The organism is Streptomyces sp. NPDC042346 (genome assembly GCF_055581845.1).
Genome location: NZ_JBVJEH010000011.1, coordinates 42,834 through 58,064, shown reverse-complemented (window position 1 = coordinate 58,064; position 15,231 = coordinate 42,834). Strand labels below are relative to the sequence as shown.

Annotated in this window: 14 protein-coding genes and 2 pseudogenes; 11 read left to right on the top strand and 5 right to left on the bottom strand. The window is 70.4% G+C overall.

Translation table 11 applies throughout. The features are described from left to right. Nucleotides 1–284 precede the first annotated feature (284 nt). From ACZ6K0_RS33940 to ACZ6K0_RS33905, 8 genes and pseudogenes are all read left to right on the top strand, one after another. Entirely contained in the window at nucleotides 285–1,166 is an 882-nt protein-coding gene (locus tag ACZ6K0_RS33940) for a helix-turn-helix domain-containing protein (RefSeq protein ID WP_469236152.1), read from the top strand. 119 nt (nucleotides 1,167–1,285) lie between these two features. Next, nucleotides 1,286–2,698, top strand: a complete 1,413-nt coding sequence (locus ACZ6K0_RS33935; protein ID WP_469236151.1) for an alpha/beta fold hydrolase — start codon at nucleotides 1,286–1,288, stop codon at nucleotides 2,696–2,698. A gap of 409 nt (nucleotides 2,699–3,107) precedes the next feature. Then, nucleotides 3,108–3,602: a hypothetical protein gene (locus ACZ6K0_RS33930; RefSeq protein WP_469236150.1), complete on the top strand. Its 495-nt coding sequence runs from the start codon at nucleotides 3,108–3,110 to the stop codon at nucleotides 3,600–3,602. Nucleotides 3,603–3,732: 130 nt separating this feature from the next. Further along, nucleotides 3,733–3,975 (top strand): annotated as a pseudogene (locus tag ACZ6K0_RS33925) (carbonic anhydrase); the annotation flags it as partial. A gap of 370 nt (nucleotides 3,976–4,345) precedes the next feature. Further along, nucleotides 4,346–4,996: a DUF4360 domain-containing protein gene (locus tag ACZ6K0_RS33920; protein WP_469236149.1), complete on the top strand. Its 651-nt coding sequence runs from the start codon at nucleotides 4,346–4,348 to the stop codon at nucleotides 4,994–4,996. Between the two features lie 325 nt (nucleotides 4,997–5,321). Next, a complete protein-coding gene (locus ACZ6K0_RS33915; protein WP_469236148.1) occupies nucleotides 5,322–6,470 on the top strand; it encodes a tetratricopeptide repeat protein in 1,149 nt (382 codons plus the stop codon). A 92-nt stretch (nucleotides 6,471–6,562) separates the two neighbouring features. Next, nucleotides 6,563–7,615, top strand: coding sequence for a polyprenyl synthetase family protein (locus ACZ6K0_RS33910; protein WP_469236160.1), 1,053 nt, complete (start codon nucleotides 6,563–6,565; stop codon nucleotides 7,613–7,615). A gap of 239 nt (nucleotides 7,616–7,854) precedes the next feature. Continuing rightward, nucleotides 7,855–8,748, top strand: coding sequence for an RNA repair domain-containing protein (locus ACZ6K0_RS33905; protein WP_469236147.1), 894 nt, complete (start codon nucleotides 7,855–7,857; stop codon nucleotides 8,746–8,748). On the opposite strand, the pseudogene ACZ6K0_RS33900 reads toward ACZ6K0_RS33905, so the two are convergent. Beyond that, nucleotides 8,718–8,984: pseudogene (locus ACZ6K0_RS33900) on the bottom strand (TetR-like C-terminal domain-containing protein); the annotation flags it as partial. The gene ACZ6K0_RS33905 and the pseudogene ACZ6K0_RS33900 sit on opposite strands and share 31 nt — an antisense overlap. Between ACZ6K0_RS33900 and ACZ6K0_RS33895 the strand changes: the two are divergent. Then, nucleotides 8,932–9,705, top strand: coding sequence for an NAD(P)H-binding protein (locus ACZ6K0_RS33895; protein ID WP_469236146.1), 774 nt, complete (start codon nucleotides 8,932–8,934; stop codon nucleotides 9,703–9,705). The pseudogene ACZ6K0_RS33900 and the gene ACZ6K0_RS33895 overlap by 53 nt on opposite strands. Nucleotides 9,706–9,916: 211 nt before the next feature. Here ACZ6K0_RS33895 and ACZ6K0_RS33890 read toward each other — a convergent pair whose 3' ends face one another. The 4 genes from ACZ6K0_RS33890 to ACZ6K0_RS33875 form a co-directional block, all read right to left on the bottom strand. Continuing rightward, on the bottom strand, nucleotides 9,917–10,534 hold the full coding sequence (locus ACZ6K0_RS33890) for a dihydrofolate reductase family protein (RefSeq protein WP_469236145.1): 618 nt from the start codon (nucleotides 10,532–10,534) through the stop codon (nucleotides 9,917–9,919). Between the two features lie 43 nt (nucleotides 10,535–10,577). Further along, complete coding sequence (locus ACZ6K0_RS33885) at nucleotides 10,578–11,012, bottom strand: transposase (protein ID WP_469236144.1); 435 nt, start codon at nucleotides 11,010–11,012, stop codon at nucleotides 10,578–10,580. Continuing rightward, on the bottom strand, nucleotides 11,000–11,350 hold the full coding sequence (locus ACZ6K0_RS33880) for a hypothetical protein (RefSeq protein WP_469236143.1): 351 nt from the start codon (nucleotides 11,348–11,350) through the stop codon (nucleotides 11,000–11,002). The genes ACZ6K0_RS33885 and ACZ6K0_RS33880 overlap by 13 nt, the downstream gene beginning before the upstream one ends. A 510-nt stretch (nucleotides 11,351–11,860) precedes the next feature. Further along, nucleotides 11,861–12,256 carry a nuclear transport factor 2 family protein gene (locus ACZ6K0_RS33875; protein WP_469236142.1) on the bottom strand — a complete coding sequence of 132 codons (396 nt, stop codon included), beginning with the start codon at nucleotides 12,254–12,256 and terminating at the stop codon, nucleotides 11,861–11,863. Between the two features lie 63 nt (nucleotides 12,257–12,319). Here ACZ6K0_RS33875 and ACZ6K0_RS33870 point away from each other — a divergent pair, with 63 nt between their 5' ends. Continuing rightward, nucleotides 12,320–12,907 (top strand): TetR/AcrR family transcriptional regulator C-terminal domain-containing protein, encoded by a 588-nt coding sequence (locus ACZ6K0_RS33870; RefSeq protein ID WP_469236141.1) that lies wholly within the window; start codon nucleotides 12,320–12,322, stop codon nucleotides 12,905–12,907. Nucleotides 12,908–13,914: 1,007 nt separating this feature from the next. Next, nucleotides 13,915–14,259: a subtilase-type protease inhibitor gene (locus ACZ6K0_RS33865; RefSeq protein WP_469236159.1), complete on the top strand. Its 345-nt coding sequence runs from the start codon at nucleotides 13,915–13,917 to the stop codon at nucleotides 14,257–14,259. Nucleotides 14,260–15,231 lie beyond the last annotated feature (972 nt).

The window sequence follows — 15,231 nt, the reverse complement described above, 5'->3', positions numbered from 1 at the left end:
ATAGTCCGGCGCGGGTCGCGGCCGGAGCGGGAGAACTCGCCTTCGCTCGCCGGCGGCCAGGGTGCGGACCAGGGGCGGCCGGTCGGCCCGGGTGCCCTCGCCGCGGCCCGCCCCCTGGCGCCCCGTACGGCGGGGCCTCCTCCGACTTGGTGTCGTCCCCGGGCAATTCGATCGTCAGACGACGACGCGTACTGAAGGGGGGGGCAGGCCCACCGGTCGGCGTACCGCCAGCGGGTGTGAACCGCCCCTCGGTGGGGGATCCGAGGCCTCACGGGGAGGAACGCATGAACGATGAGGGCCGCAGCACAGGGGAGTTACTCCAGGACGAGGCCGTTCGTGAGCGGCGCGGCGCGCTGCGCGGGCGGATCAGCGCCGCTGGGATCACCGTCGAGGACATCTTGTGCTGCGAGGACAGCTTGGGATTCGTCGGGCCCGGACACGCGGACGGGTACACCGTGGTCCTGGCCCGGTCCGGCGGCTACCTCCGCCGGATCGCAGGCGAGGAGTTCTTCGTCGACGCGAGCGGCGGTTACCTCACCCGGCCGGGCGACGAACACCGGGTCGCCCACCCGATCGGCCCCGGTGACCGTTCCACCGAGATCCGGTTCGGTGGCGAGCTGTTCGCCGACCGGTTCGACGGCCCGCCGCTCTCCCGTCGCTTCACGGTCACCGGCAACACCGACGTGCACCACCGCGCCCTGCTGGCCGCGGCACGGCGCGGGGCCGAGGACTTCGAACTGGGAGAGCGGCTGCACCGGTTGCTCGACGACGTGGCCGCCTCCGCCGGACACTGGCGTACGGACACGAGCGGCCGCCCCGCCGCCGCCCGTGCCCACGCCCGGCTGGTCCGTGACGTCTGCGCCGTCCTGGCCGGCGGAACCCCGGGGCTCCTGCTCTCCCTGGACGAGCTGGCCCGCACGGTGGGGGTCTCGCCGCACCATCTCAGCCGCGTCTTCCGCGCCGTCACCGGCACGACCCTCACGCACCACCGCAACGAGCTGCGGCTCAGGGGCGTCCTGCACGCGCTTGAGGAGGGCGAGGGCAGCCTGCGCACCCTCGCGTACGCCTTCGGATTCGCCGATCAGGCCCATCTGACCCGGATGTGCCGCAGCCATACGGGGTACGTCCCCAGCGCCTTGAGGGGTGTTCTCGCGGATCGCGTATGAATGTCCAACGCCCCCGCGCGGGGTGCGCCGCAGACTGGCGGCGGCCGGAGACCCGGCCGGTGCCGTGCTCCCCGCGGGTGCTGTACGGCGCTCCGTCTTCCTCGTGGGGGAACGTGACGATGATCTTCCCGACCAGAGCCGGTACGGCCGTTGCGGCCGCCCTGACGGCCGTCGCATGTGTGGGCTCCGCACCAGTCGCCGCCCCGGCCCCGTACGCCTCAGCCCGCACCGCCGCCACCGCCGCCTCTGTCGCGGCACCAGGGCTCACCGATCCGCGTCCCTGCCCCGGACAGACCGACGTGACCTGCGCCGATCTCACCGTACTTCTCGACCGTACGGGCGCCGTGCCGGGCACTCTGAAGCTCCGGACCGCGGTCTTCGGCACCGCCGACGCGCCCAGGGGGACGCTGCTCTTCCTCACAGGAGGCCCCGGCCAGCCGGGCGTCCCCTACGTTCAGCGGATCCGCGAGCGGCTCCCCGAAGCACTGGCCCAGTACCGGCTGGTCATGATCGACCAGCGCGGCACCGGCGACGCGGCGGTCGACTGCCCGGAGCTCCAGCGGGAGGTGGGCAGCAGTGACACCGTCGCCCCCACGCCCGGCGCCGTCACCGCCTGCGCCGAACACCTCGGCGCGAAGCGGAACTTCTACACCACCGCCGACACGGTGGCCGACCTGGAAGACCTCCGGCGCGCCCTCGGCGTGGGCTCCTGGACGCTTGACGGGGTCTCGTACGGCACGTTCACCGCAGGCCAGTACGCCCTGACCCATCCGCGTCGGGTCCGCAAGCTCGTCCTCGACTCCGTCGTACCGCTCGACGGTGCGGGCGTGCTGTACGAGGACGCCCTCGGCCATTCCGCGCAGGTGCTCCGCACCGCCTGCCGTGAGCAGGAGTGCCGTTTCGACCCGGCCCGGGACCTCGCGACGGTCGTCCGGCGCGACGGCAACGGTGTCGGCGTGTTCAACCTCCTCGTCATCGCGAGCATCATCGACCCGAAGCTCGACAACCCCCGGTTCGGCATTCTCGGGGCCATCCATGCCTCCGCCTCCGGTGACCGGGCCCGCCTCGACGGTCTCGTCGCCGGGTTCTCCGCGCCGTCCGATGAACCGCCGACGGAGTTCAGCTCCGGACTGCACGCCGCCACCCTCTGCGCCGACTCCCGATGGCCGTGGGGCGATGCCTCCGCGCCCGCCGAGGGACGGGAACGCACCCTGAACCGGGCCGTCCAACGGATCCGGCCGGCGGCGGTCTGGCCGTTCGAGAGGGAGACGGCGGGCGCGCAGGGCATCCCGCGGACCTGCCTGCCCTGGCCCGCCTCGCGCCCCAACCAAGCCGCGCCCCGCCACACCCTGACGATGCCGGTGCTGATCCTCGCCGGCGACCGGGACCTGTCGACGCCGGTGCGGTGGGCCCGCGACCTGGCGGCCGTAACTCCGCGGGCCGAGCTCGTCGTTCTCGCCGGGGCGGGCCACTCCACCCAGAGCCGCAGCGACGGCGGGGCCCGGGCCGCCGAGGAGTTCCTGCTGCGCTAGCACGCGGTAGGGGCCGTCGCACATCGCGGGAGCCGCGCATTCTGCCGCGGGAGCCACCCGAACCAGCTACGGATCAGTCACCATCCGCCGCCGAGACGCCGTCACCGAAACCGGCGAGTGGCAACCCGTCCGGAAGGCCGAGGAATCATTCGCCCCTCCTCGGACTCGCGGGGGACTGCCCCACCACCATCGTCACCTACGAACGACGTGTCCGCCGGTGGCTGACGCTGTATCGGGACAGGGCCGGTGGGATGCGATGCCCTGCCCGACGCGGCGCCGGATTGGCCCTTGACCCACCGTCTGATGTAGAACACTTCAGCGATCGAACGTGATCGCGAACTTGTTCAGTCATCGGGGGATTGACATGAAGTCAACTCAGCGTTTCATCAGCAGCTTTGCAGTCGTCGCCATGCTCGGGGCAGTCGCCGCGTGCGGCCCGGAGGACCCCACCGCCGACGGCGCGGCCGGCGGCTCTACGGCCTCCGCCCAGCCGTCGGGGCAGCCGTCCGCGGTCGAGAGCTCTTCGGGCGAGCCTGCCGACGACTGCGGGCAGTCGCCCACGCTGCCGGCCGGCCACAAGATGGTGGAGATCGCCGTGCCGCCGTCGAAGGGCTCGATGTCCGCGAAGGACGCCCAGCCGACGTGCACGCCCAACGACTGGATCTACCACGGTCAGGGCGAGGCGAAGTACTACCTGTTCGCGCAAGAGGTGAAGGCGGAGCTGTCCGCCGGTCCCGGCTCCACGAAGACGGTTCCCGTCGGCGAGCTGTGGGCGCATGCCGGTGACTGCATGACGGACCAGGCCGCGGTGAAGTCGCCGTACAGCTGCTCCGGGAACATCTACGACATCACGCTGGACGGCGAGGGCAACGTGAAGACCATCAAGGAGATCTGGCACCCGTAGTCCTCCCCGGCGCTGCGCGGCGGGCCGCTCGTGCGCAGTCGGCTGCACACGAGCGGAACCGGGTGCCCATCAGCCCGAACGAACCACTCCTCCAGACCCGTCGCCGGACGCCAGACCGGCGGGTGCGGCGGGTCTGCGACCGCGGCCCGCCACCCCCGCGGGGGCCTTACGCGAGCTGAACGCGGGCAACCGGCGCCGGCGCACCCACCACGAGCGACACCCTCACGAGACACTCGCCGTCAGGCGGGAAATGGTCTCGGGGCAGCATCCGTTCGCCGCCGTACTCGGTCGCATCGACTCCCGCGCCGCGCCTGAGCTGGTCCTCGACCAAGGACTGGGCGATCTCCTCACCGTGCGTTCTGCGGGAGAGGTCCGCCCGGGCACATCGGCATCGGCTTCAAGAGGTGCCACGCGCTCTTCCGCGCCAAAAGGAGGCGATCAGGGAGGCGGTTAATGGCCGGGTGCCGCCCTGCCTCGACGTGCACGGGCCTCTAGCATTCGACCATCCCCGTTCACACCGGCGGGGTGGCCGGACAGAGTTCATTCGCATGATAGTTCAACCATTGCCTGTTGGACTACCCCATTGCGCAATTCCGGCCCTTCCGATTCCTCGCGCCAGGCCTCACCGCGGTAGGTCCATGACGACCGCCGCACACGAGCGTGGCGCGTGGCATCCCAGCCCGTGGCGCGGACGCACCCGTGCGTCCGCGCCCATGGGAACCGAAGCACCGGATGGGAGAAACATGAGACTTCCCCTGCTCGTGAGCGGGGCGGTCGCCGCCCTGTTCGCCTCGGCCCTGCCCGCCAAGGCCGGCCCGTCGTCGATCGTCGACCCGCCGCCGGACAGGATCGTCATCGACATCGCCACGGTGAACGGATCCGGCTGCCCCCTGGGTACCGCCGCCATCGCCGTCTCCGAGGACAACACCGCCTTCACCGTCACCTACAGCGAGTACCTCGCGCAGGTGGGCGGCGGTTCCTCCCCCACGGCGGCCCGCAGGAACTGTCAGCTGAACCTCCTCGTACACGTGCCGCAGGGATTCACGTACGCGATCGCCAGTGCCGACTACCGGGGCTACGCCTCGCTCCAGCGCGGAGCGAGCAGCACGGAGAAGGCCTCGTACTACTTCCAGGGCTCGCCGAACACCGCCTCCCGCACGCACACCTTCCGGGGCCCGTACGAGGACAACTGGCAGGCGACCGACGACACCGACTGGGCCCAACTGGTGTGGGCGCCCTGCGGTGTGCAGCGCAACGTCAACATCAACACTGAGCTCCGGGTGAACGCCGGCACATCGAACCCGGGCGCCACCAGCTACATGACCATGGACTCCACGGACGGTGACATCAGCACGGTCTACCACCTGGCGTGGAAGGGGTGCCCGGCCGACTGACGCACGCGGCGGCCGTGGCGCATCGACGCGCCCGGCCGCCCACCGGCCGGCACGACGTCCGATCGCGCCACGAGAAGGGAGCATCGGCCGGGAACCCGTGCGGACGGAGGTGACTTCGGCTGCGCTGTCGCCGCCACGAGGTCTCCCTCGCACGGACCGCACCGGTGTACGTCTCGCTGAGGATCTTCGACCACCGCGTAGTACTTGAGAATGACCCGGCGCCCCTACTGAGATGGACATTGCGACCGATGGGGAACCTGGCCCCGGGACACGCGTCTTGATCGTCGCGTCGGCTTGATCGTCGAGTCGACCCGAGGAGGTTCTGATGGCAGGTCAGGTGACGGAGAGGCCGGCGATGGCATCGGCGCCGGAGTACCAAGGGGCGCTGGGATCGCTGTCGGTGAACGCTTCTCTGCCCGAGGTGCTCGCCCGGGGCGTCCGGGAACTCCGGGCGGCCGAGGAGGCCGGGGACCGGCGGGAGGCGGCGCGCTGCGGGCTGGCCGTGGCAGAAGCATGCCGCAGGCTCGGGCGGATCGAGGAGGCCGACCGGGCGTGGAAGGCGAGCTACCGGGCGGCGCGTTCGGCCGGACACGAAGGGGCCATGGCGTGGGCGCTGTGGAGCGGGGGCACCCTCGCCCGCCAGCGCGGTGAGCTCAGGCTGGCGTACCGGCTGCTGGGGCTCGCGGCCGAGATGGGGGAGCGGGGCGGGGACGTCGTCGTACGGGGGTACTCGCTGGCGGGGCTCGCCGAGACCGGGCGCATCCAGGGCGACTACGAGGCGGTCGGGAGGCTGCACGAACAGCTCCTGGCCGAGGCCCGCCGCCGCGGCGAGGCCCGGCACACGGTCTGGGCGCTGGAGGGCATAGCGCAGATGCACCGCAACACAGGCTCCTACGACCGGGCTCTGGCCCTCTTCGAGGAGGCGGCCGAGACGGCGTCGCGAGCCGAGGACCGACGCGGATGGGCATGGGCCCTGCGGGGCATCGCCGACGTGGTGTCCGTGCGGGACGGGGACGTGGAGCGGGCCCTGTCCCTGCTGTCGCAGGCGGAGGAGGCATGCCGGGAGATACGGCTGGCGAGCGCGCTCGCCTACAACCACAAGATGCGGGGCAACGTGCTGTACCGGGCGGGCCGCTACGAGCAAGCCCGTGAGTTGTACGCGCAGGCGCTGGAGGAGTTCCGCGAGATGGAGGAGCCGCGGGGTACGGCACTGTCGCGGCTGGGACTGGTCAAGGCCGACGCCCGCCTGGGCCGCGACGCCGCGGACACCGCCGCGGAGCTCACCGTGCTCCGCACGACGCTGGACCGCATCGGGCTGCGGCACGCCCGGGACATGGTGGACAAGGCCGCGGCCGAACTGGGGGTGGGCCCACTGCCGGACCACACCGGAGACGGCCCAGGGGCAGCGGCACCGACGCTGTCGGCCGTCGGGACGGAAGCCCTGCAGAAGGCCGACGTGGAGGGACTGCGGTGAGCGCCCGCCCGATGCCCGCCCACCCGACGTCCGCCCTGGCGGTCTGCTCACTCGCCGTCGCGCCGGGCGCCACGGCCGCGACCGCGACCGCGGTGAGCACCTCTCGCGTGCACGAGGCCTCGGCGGCCGTTCTCCTGCGGCGGTGCCGAGACCGGGTCCGGCCCGCGCTGGTGGAGGCAGTGGGCCGGTTGCACCCCTGGACCGGTGAGATGGCGGCGTACGCGCTGGGCTGGGCCGATGTGACCGGACAGCCGGACCCGGGCGGATCCGAGGGCAAGGGGGTGCGGCAGACCCTCGCCGTGCTCGGGGCCGAGGCCGTCGGCGCCGACGGCGCCGTCGCCGTCCCGGGAGCCGTCGCCGTCGAACTCGTCCACACCTTCTCGCTCCTCCACGACGACATCATGGACGCCGACGCCCTGCGCCGGCAGCGCCCGGCGGTCTGGAAGGCCTACGGGACGGGCCCGGGCGTCCTGACCGGCGACGCGCTCCTGGCCCGGGCAGTGACGAGCCTGGCAGAGACCCCGGGCCACCACACGGCCGCCGCGGTACGGCACCTCTGCCGCACCCTGAACGCGCTGGTGTCCGGCCAGGCGGAGGATCTGCGCTTCGAGGACCGCCCTTGGCGCGGACCCGGCGCGGTCGAGCCGGAACAGTACCGGTCCATGGCCGAACAGAAGACAGGCGCCCTGCTGGGCTGCGCGCTCGCGCTCGGCGCGATCCTCGGCGGCGCCCCCGACAGGACCGTCACCACGCTCGACCGAGCCGGTCGCCATCTCGGCCTCGCGTTTCAGGCGGTGGACGACATCCTCGGTATCTGGGGTGACCCGAGAGTGACCGGCAAACCCGTCCACGCCGACCTCCGTCAGGGCAAGAAGACCTATCCGGTGCTCATCGCACTGGCCGGCGGAGGCAAGGCCGCGCACGAACTCGCGGTGCTGCTCGACTCCGTCGACCGGATCGACGGCGAGACCGCCGAACACGCCGCGGCGCTCGTGGAGGAGGCCGGCGGCCGGACCGGGACCCACAGGGAAGCACGCCGACACCTGGACGCAGCTCGCCGCACACTGCGAGAGGCGTCCCTGCCGCACCCCGCAGCACAGGAACTGGACGTGCTGTTCACCCACTTGCTCGACCGCACCTGGTGACGCCACGGCCCTGGTTCCGAAGCGAAGGACGCTGCGGCGCCGTGTCGGCAAACGGCCTTCGTCAGCAGTCCTACTCGCGGGTTACTTGTCCCCTGGTGGCCGAGGTGGGAGTCCGGGGCGAAGAACGCCGCTGTCTTTCGCTCTCCTGCCGTGACCCGCGGCAAGGTGGGTGGGCCGGGCGCTGCATTGCAGGGCCGACCAGGAGCGCGTCACTCTGGTAGTCGAGGGCAGGTGCTGACGTGCACACCAGCGACGAGATCTACGACCGGGTGCTCGGGGACCCGCGTTTCGACCCCGAGCGGTTCGTCATGGGGATCGCCGTGCGAGGGGCCCCGCCGAAGCGGGTCCTGCTCGGCGACTTCGTGCCGGGCGGGGACATCCCCTGGCATCGGGTGGTGTTCTTCGAGGCGGACGGCCAGGTCGTCTGGGACCGCGCCTCCGGCGTCGACCGGCTCGACGAGAGCCTCGGCGGGCAGGTCGGTCCCATGCCGGCCCCGGCACCCGGTGACGTCCTCGCCGTCCCGTCGACGAACCGCACCGCCGTCGCCTGGCTGCCGCCGGCCGAGTTGTGGCCGCCGATCCAGCACATTCGCCGCGAACACGACCGACAGATCCGCCGCTGGCCGCCGCACGTCAACGTGCTCTTCGGGTTCGTCCCCGAGGCCGAGTTCGTCCGGGCCCTGCCGCTGGTCGCCGCAGCGCTCGCCGAGACGCCGCCGTTCACCGCCCGCCTGGCGGGTGTCCACTGGTTCGGACACCGCGAGGACGCCACCGTCTGGCTCGACCCGGCCGCCGCCGGCCACGAGCCCTGGGCGCGGCTGCGGGAGTCCCTGGAGCTCCGCTTCCCGCTCTGCGGATCGCACGCGCACGGCTTCACCCCGCACCTGTCCCTCGGCCGTACCCCGTACCCGCACCCCCTCGCCCGTAAGGCGGAGGCTCTCCTCGGCCCCATGACGGCCCGGGTCGACGAGCTGGTTCTGCTCGCCCGGCGCGGCGACGAGCCGATGCGGGTCAGGGCCCGCGTCCTGCTCGGCAGCGGCGACGTACGCCACCCGGAGAATCCGGCCCCTCCGGGCAACCCTCCACCGTCACCGCCCGCCCACAGCAATCGGTCGACCAGCCCGTCGATGTAGTCCGGGGTGAGCGGGCCCATGCCGAACAGGACGCGGATGTACATCGGGGCCAGGATGTGGTCCAGCACGTCGAACGCGTCGGGTGCCTGCTCGCCACGGTCGCGGGCGTGATCGAGCATGGACTGCAGTTGCCGCATGCGTTCGGCGCGGAGGTCGTCACCGGCCTGCAGGCCCTGCTGACCGTTGCTCGACAGGGCGACGGCCAGGTGCAGCACCGCCGGGCCGCCGGGCCTCGTACGGCCGGATCAAATCGAGGCCGTGGAGGGCGACTTCACAGAGCCGGTGTCGTTGAAGCCCGTGCTGGAGGGGGTGCGCTCGCTGTTTCTTGTGTCGCGTCTGGGTTCGGACGCCGACATCCTCGAAGCCGCCCGGCAGGCGGGCGTGGAGCACGTCGTGCTGGTGTCGTCCGTCACCGTCCAGACCCACCCGCACCTCGGCCCCGCCGGCGAGAACCTGGCGGTGGAGCAACTGCTCAAGGCCAGCGGCATGGCCTGGACGATCCTGCGGCCGACGCAGTTCGCCTCCAACGCTCTGATGTGGGCCGCTTCCATCCGTGGCCACGAGACCGTCCGCGCGCCGTACGCCGAGACCGCGCTGCCCACCATTCACCCTGCGGACATCGCGGCGGTGGCACGGGTGGCGCTGACAGAGCCTGGCCACCGGGGACGCACGTATGCCTTGACCGGTCCAGAGCCGGTGACCGCCCGACGGCAGGTCGAGGCCATCGCGGCAGCACTGGGCCGGGAGATTCCCTTCGCCGAGATCAGCCGTCAGGAGGCCCACGCACAGATGGCCGCGGTCTTCGGGGCCGAGGCCGCGGACGCCGTGCTCGACGTCACGGGCGGAGACGTGAACGACGAGCTGCTGATGGTACGAGACACGGTTTCGCAGGTCACCGGAACGCCGGCCCGCACGTTCCAACAGTGGGCTTCGGAGAATGCCAACGCCTTCCGTTGAATCGCCTGGTCCTGAGCACGTACATCCGTACGCAGGTGCACACTTTCAGAAGTACACCGACACAGGGCGAGGCGGTGAAGTGCGGTCGATCGGGTGTGGAGAGGATTGAACGGCACGGACCGTCCCTTCGTCGTCATCCAGCCCTACGAGGACGACCCAGCCTGGTTCGCAGATTCAGCATCCGGACCCACCAGATTGTGGGTGGCTTCGCTTAGCGGCGCACCTTGAACTTCAGGTGCAGCACGCGGTTGCCCTGGATGACCGCGTGGGGATCCTCCAGCAACTGCTGCCCGTCGAAGCTGCCGAAGAAGCGCTTGCCCGACCCGAACACGACCGGCGCGACGTCCATCGCCACCTCGTCGACGAGGCCGGCAGCGAGGATCTGGCCGCCCACTTCGCCGGCGCTCACGGCGACGACTCGGTCGCCGGCGAGCTCCTGGGCCTTCTCGATCGCAGCCTTCACGCCGTCGACGAAGTGGTACGAAGCCTCGGGGTGCCAGCCCTCGGGCTTGGGCCGGTGGGAGACCACGACCACGTGGTCGCCCGCGGGCGGCTGGCCCTCCCAGCCGTTCACCAGGTCGAACTGGTGGCGGCCCATCACGATCACGCCGATCGATTCCCACATTGGCCGGACGTACTCCGCCGAGACACGCGAGAGCTTGAAGCCGCCTGTTCCTTCGGAGTGGTCGTAGTCTCCGTCTCCGGCGCCGGTTTCGGTGAGCTGGGTATCCCCGTTGAAGTACCAGTCATGGAGCGGCCCGACTCCGTCGTTCTCGTCGGCGATGTAGCCGTCTACCGACACCACGTCATGCATGATCACTGTGCCCATGGGGGTTCTCCCTAAGTGGTCGAGTGCGTAAGTCCTTCGAGGGTTAAGCGGCTTGGTCGAGTACGGCAGGCTGTTGGTCGCAGCCGAGGGGCTGCTGGGAGTTCGACTCCTTCTGTTCGTGCCGCTCGATCCGGACCGGCAGGTCCTCGAGGTCGGCCGGGGTGAACTTCCGTCGGAAGGGTCGGGCGGTCTCGTTGTCACGACGCTCGAAGGCAGTCAACCGGTCCTCGACCTGGTCAAGGTTGGTGAAGTCGTTGGGCGTGATGACCTTGCGCTGCACGATGGAGAAGAAGATCTCCAGCTGGTTGAGCCAGGAGGCGTGCACGGGCGTGTGCAGCATGACCGCGGTGGGGAAGCGCTCGGCCAACCGGTCGGCGGCGGCCTTGCCGCGGTGGGAGGAACCGTTGTCGACGACCCAGAACACCCGCTCGGCCGAGGCGTATGGCTCGCTCGTCATGATCTGTTCTACCAGGTCCATGAACGGGACGATCCCGGACTTGGCCGAGCGCGGCCCATCACACGAGCGGTGTGGACGTCGTAGGCGGCCAGGTAGGCCGGCGCGCCACCGCGGTCGTAGTCGTGGTTGACGCGCATCATCCGGGAGGTACCGGGTGGCAGGGTGGGGTGACAGCGACGGCGGGCCTGGATGGAGGTCTTCTCATCAGCGCTGATCACGTACTGGTCCGCGCCGAGCGGGAGGCCGTCCCAGACGCGGGCGTACAGGTCCAGCACGCGGGCGGCCTTGGCCGCGAAGGCCGGGTCCCGGATGAAGATCCACGACTGGTACTGCCAGGGCTTGAGCGCGTAGGTGGCCAAATGCGGCGCACGGTGGAGGCCGAGATCGCAGTCGCCAGGCCACGAGCGACGGCCTCTCGTGCCAGGTCGCCGCAGCTCCAGCGCCGCAGCTCCAACGCGACAGCGGCACACCACTCTCGGCCGGCAACTGGCAGGCCGGCGCTTTGATCTCGGCCCGCTGCAGTGGGCCGAACGTCGGCGGGCGACCTGGGCGGGGCCGGCCGGCCAGGCTCTTGACGCCCTGCTCGCTGTCGTAGTGACCCCGCCACAGCCGGACCGTGTCGATGTGCACGTCTCGACGCTGGGCGATGCGCGCGTTGGAGTAGCCGTGCGCGGCATCCAGTACGATCCGGACTCGGATCACGAGCTGGTACGGGGGCGGTGTGGGAGTGGGCGATCTGCCTAATCCGCCGGCGTTCGGTAGCGAACAGGGTGATCTGGCGGGCGGGACACACGGGCAATCGAAGGGAATCTCCGGGAGGATCTTCGCCGGGACTCGCCGAGATTGCGAGGGACTCCCGACGGGGCCGGCTAGCGGGTCAGCCTCAGCAGGTAGCTGATGTCCCGGTCGAAGGTGAGCTCGCGCAGGATCGTGGTCGGACGCCCGTCCGTCATCCGCCAGATGAAGGTGTAGAGCACCGGCTCGCCGTCCTGGACCCGCCGCATCATGATCGCGGCCTGGTCGCCCATGTCGGTGGTGGCCGGGAAGGTCACGTCGTCGACGGACTCACCTATCTTCTGCCCTTGCTCGCGCAGCGCCCGGAAGCGGTCCATGAACTGGTCCTTGGTCAGGGTGATCGTCTGCCCTGCCTGGTCGACCCGCACGTTCTGGAACTCGGGATCGTACAGCCGGTCCAGCGCTTCCACGTCCATGGCCAGTCCGGCCTTGAGGTAGGTCCACATGCTGTCCACGAGTGCCTGATTCATGACGCACCTCTCTATAACGCCGTTATATCGAGGTGAATGTAACACCGCTATACGATGGTGTCCATGGACGCAGAGAGGATCGTCAGCCAGAGCCTGGAACTGCTGAAGCAGGAAGGGCTGGCCGGTGTGACCTTCCGTAAGCTCACCACCAGCCTCCATGTCACGGCGCCGGCCATCTACTGGCGGTTCAAGGACAAGCGCGAGCTGCTGGAGGCCATGGCCGAGGCGATGCTGCGGGAGGAGTTCGGCGAACTGGCGCCGATGCCACCCGGCCAGGACTGGCGGCCGTGGCTACACGAGATGCTGCGCCGCCTGCGCCGCGCCATGCTCAATTACCCCGACGGCGCCCGGGTCGTGGCGGGCGCTCGGCCGCTGAACACGCCCACGCTCGCCCGCATCCCCGAATACGGGCTGCGCGCACTGGAAGACGGCGGACTGGCCCTGCCGCAGGCGGCCACCGTCATCTACACCGCCGTCCACTACACCTTCGGCCACGTCATCGAGGAGCAGGAATCCGCCGAAGCACAGCCCACCGAGGAGTTCGAGCTGGCCTACCCGACCGTGGCTCGCGTCATGAACGACGGCCGCCGCGTCGGCCTGACCGCCACCGACGTCTTCGATGCGGGCCTGTCCCTGATCATCGCGAGGTGAGTACGGCCTGCCGTACTCGACCAGGTCCCATGGCCCCTGAAGAACTTACGAGCTCAACCACCAAGTCTTCTGGAGTGGTTGCCTCCGATTGCGCGGGCCTCGGCAAGGGCTGTGCTTGGAGAAAATCAAGAAGCAGGCATCGGACCGTCGTCCGGCGGGAACTCCCGCCCGGCCGGGATCCGGCACCGCGGAGCCAGGTATTCCGTCGGGGTGCGGCCGGTGAAGTCCTTGATCTCCTTGCTGAAGTGGGCCTGGTCGAATCAGCCCGCCGTGAGAGCGTGCTCCGGCCGGTCGACCTGGCGCAGGGCGTCCACGGGCCGGATCGGCGGTGCGAAGCGGTGCACCGAGCCACCTTCTTCGGGGTGACACCGATGTGAGCCTTGAACTGCGTGGCCAGGGTGGTGCCGCTGACTCCCGCGGCGTCGCTCAGCGCACCGACGGGCACCGCGCCGTGGGAGGTCTCCAGCCACCCGCCGGTGTGCTGCATCTGCCAGAGCATCTTCGATGCCGACTCCCAGGTGGTCGTCGCTGCCGGCCGACCGCCGTCTGGTAGCTGCAAGGACTACAAGGCATGGGAGTTGTCCGGTGTGAAGGGCGCCGTCGGCCGGCCTCCGTGCCGGTGACCGTCGTTAATCGGTCGTACTGAACGACCGGTCGGTAAACCTGACGCGTCCTTGTGCAGGCCGGCAGCCGCTGCGGGGCCATGGGGGAGCGGGTGCGGGCAGGGGGCGGAGTCGTCTGCCATCGGGTCTGAGCTGCTGAACGTTCATTCGATCACGGGCGTGTGGGTGGACGTGTCCGGTTAGTGACCGCGAAGCTGCGGTCGCTCTGCGTGTCAGGCACACTCCGAAGCGCAAGTGGGGTGGTGATCGGAAGGTAGATGCCACTTCAACTCTTCGAATCGAAAGTGAGTCCCCATCATGCTTCGCCGTTTCGCTGCGGTCTCCGCGTCCGCTCTCCTCTGCCTCGTCGGCACCGTCGGTGTTGCGGAAGCCCGGACCGAAAGCCTGTATGCGCCCTCGGCCGTCGTGCTGAGCATCAGTAAGGGCGCCGACGCGAGTTCGGCTACCGTCCTGCGCGCGGTCACGCTCAGCTGCGCGCCGACCGCTGGCGGAACGCACCCCGCCCCCGAGGCCGCCTGTACCGAGCTCAAGGCCACCTCCCAGGGTGGCGCCTTCGAGGGGCTGCTGGCCTCACCGGCCCCGGACCGCATGTGCCCGCAGCACTTCGACCCCGTCACCGTCACCGTGGACGGAGTATGGGAAGGGTCCCGCACGTCGTGGCAGTACACCTTCGCCAACACCTGCGCCATGGGTGTCACCCTGAACGACGGGGCGGCCTTCGCGTTCTGACCGGCTCAGGTGGCTGTGTGGGGCCGATGACGCTCCGGTCGAACGCCGAGTCGACGTTGTCGGACGAGGAGCGGGCCGCACTCGAGGGGCGAGCGTGGACCGCGGTTCCGCATCGCCGGCCTGGGTGACACGCCGCGTCCCGGTGGCTCTCGGACGGTGACGGACGAGCAGGTGGCCCGCGCTGGTTCCCGAGACGGTGGAGTCCACCCCGAAGAACGCGACCCAGTGGTCGACGTGCTCGATGGCGAAGGAACGGGCCTTGGCCGAGCATGCGGAGCTGCCGAGCAGGCACGCGCCGAACTCGCCTCGGTCCGTGGTGCGGTGCCGAGCGAGAGGCTGAGACGGGGCCCGCGACCTGCTGGAGCGCCTGGGCGCTCGGCAGGATCCGGCTGCCTCGTAGTGGCGCCCGATCGCGGCCGTCCTGGGCGACACGGCCGCCACCTCATTGCACCCCCCGAAGGACCCGTTCAACGAGGCCGTCGTGGCGTTCTGGCGTCCAGGCTTCCGGACGCCTGGACACTGATGTCGACCACTTGGGGAGGCATTAGAGCCCGCCGGGGATTCGAACGGTGATTCTCGGCGGCGTGACTGTGCTTTGGGCCCGCAGCGGATTCACAGCACCGTGGCCGGTGTGCCACGGAGCTCCGACGATGCCCTCTGTTTCATTGGCGGAGGGCATCGTCCGTCTTCCTGTGTGGGGGATGCGGCGCCGAGCTGACCAACCCGCTGCCCGGGTCGCCCTGCTGGCCCACGCTGATCAGGAGTTCGGGAACGGGCACCCCGCTGATCCCGGAGCGGCCGGCGGCTACTGCTGCGGCCTCGACGGAGCAGGCGACTCCAACGTGGCATGCGAGACGTGCAGCCTGCCCGTGACGAGCCGGATCGACGACTGCTCACTCTGGCAGGCGGTACGGCTCGCGCCCAACGCCGTCCGCCTCCATCGCCACCGGGCCGTGGCCACGAGGTACGACA

Coding starts and splice junctions, on each gene's coding strand:
- ACZ6K0_RS33940 (WP_469236152.1), top strand. CDS start 285: ATGAACGATGAGGGCCGCAGCACAGGGGAGTTACTCCAGGACGAGGCC.
- ACZ6K0_RS33935 (WP_469236151.1), top strand. CDS start 1,286: ATGATCTTCCCGACCAGAGCCGGTACGGCCGTTGCGGCCGCCCTGACG.
- ACZ6K0_RS33930 (WP_469236150.1), top strand. CDS start 3,108: ATGCTCGGGGCAGTCGCCGCGTGCGGCCCGGAGGACCCCACCGCCGAC.
- ACZ6K0_RS33920 (WP_469236149.1), top strand. CDS start 4,346: ATGAGACTTCCCCTGCTCGTGAGCGGGGCGGTCGCCGCCCTGTTCGCC.
- ACZ6K0_RS33915 (WP_469236148.1), top strand. CDS start 5,322: ATGGCAGGTCAGGTGACGGAGAGGCCGGCGATGGCATCGGCGCCGGAG.
- ACZ6K0_RS33890 (WP_469236145.1), bottom strand. CDS start 10,534: ATGGGCACAGTGATCATGCATGACGTGGTGTCGGTAGACGGCTACATC.
- ACZ6K0_RS33885 (WP_469236144.1), bottom strand. CDS start 11,012: ATGGACCTGGTAGAACAGATCATGACGAGCGAGCCATACGCCTCGGCC.
- ACZ6K0_RS33875 (WP_469236142.1), bottom strand. CDS start 12,256: ATGAATCAGGCACTCGTGGACAGCATGTGGACCTACCTCAAGGCCGGA.
- ACZ6K0_RS33870 (WP_469236141.1), top strand. CDS start 12,320: ATGGACGCAGAGAGGATCGTCAGCCAGAGCCTGGAACTGCTGAAGCAG.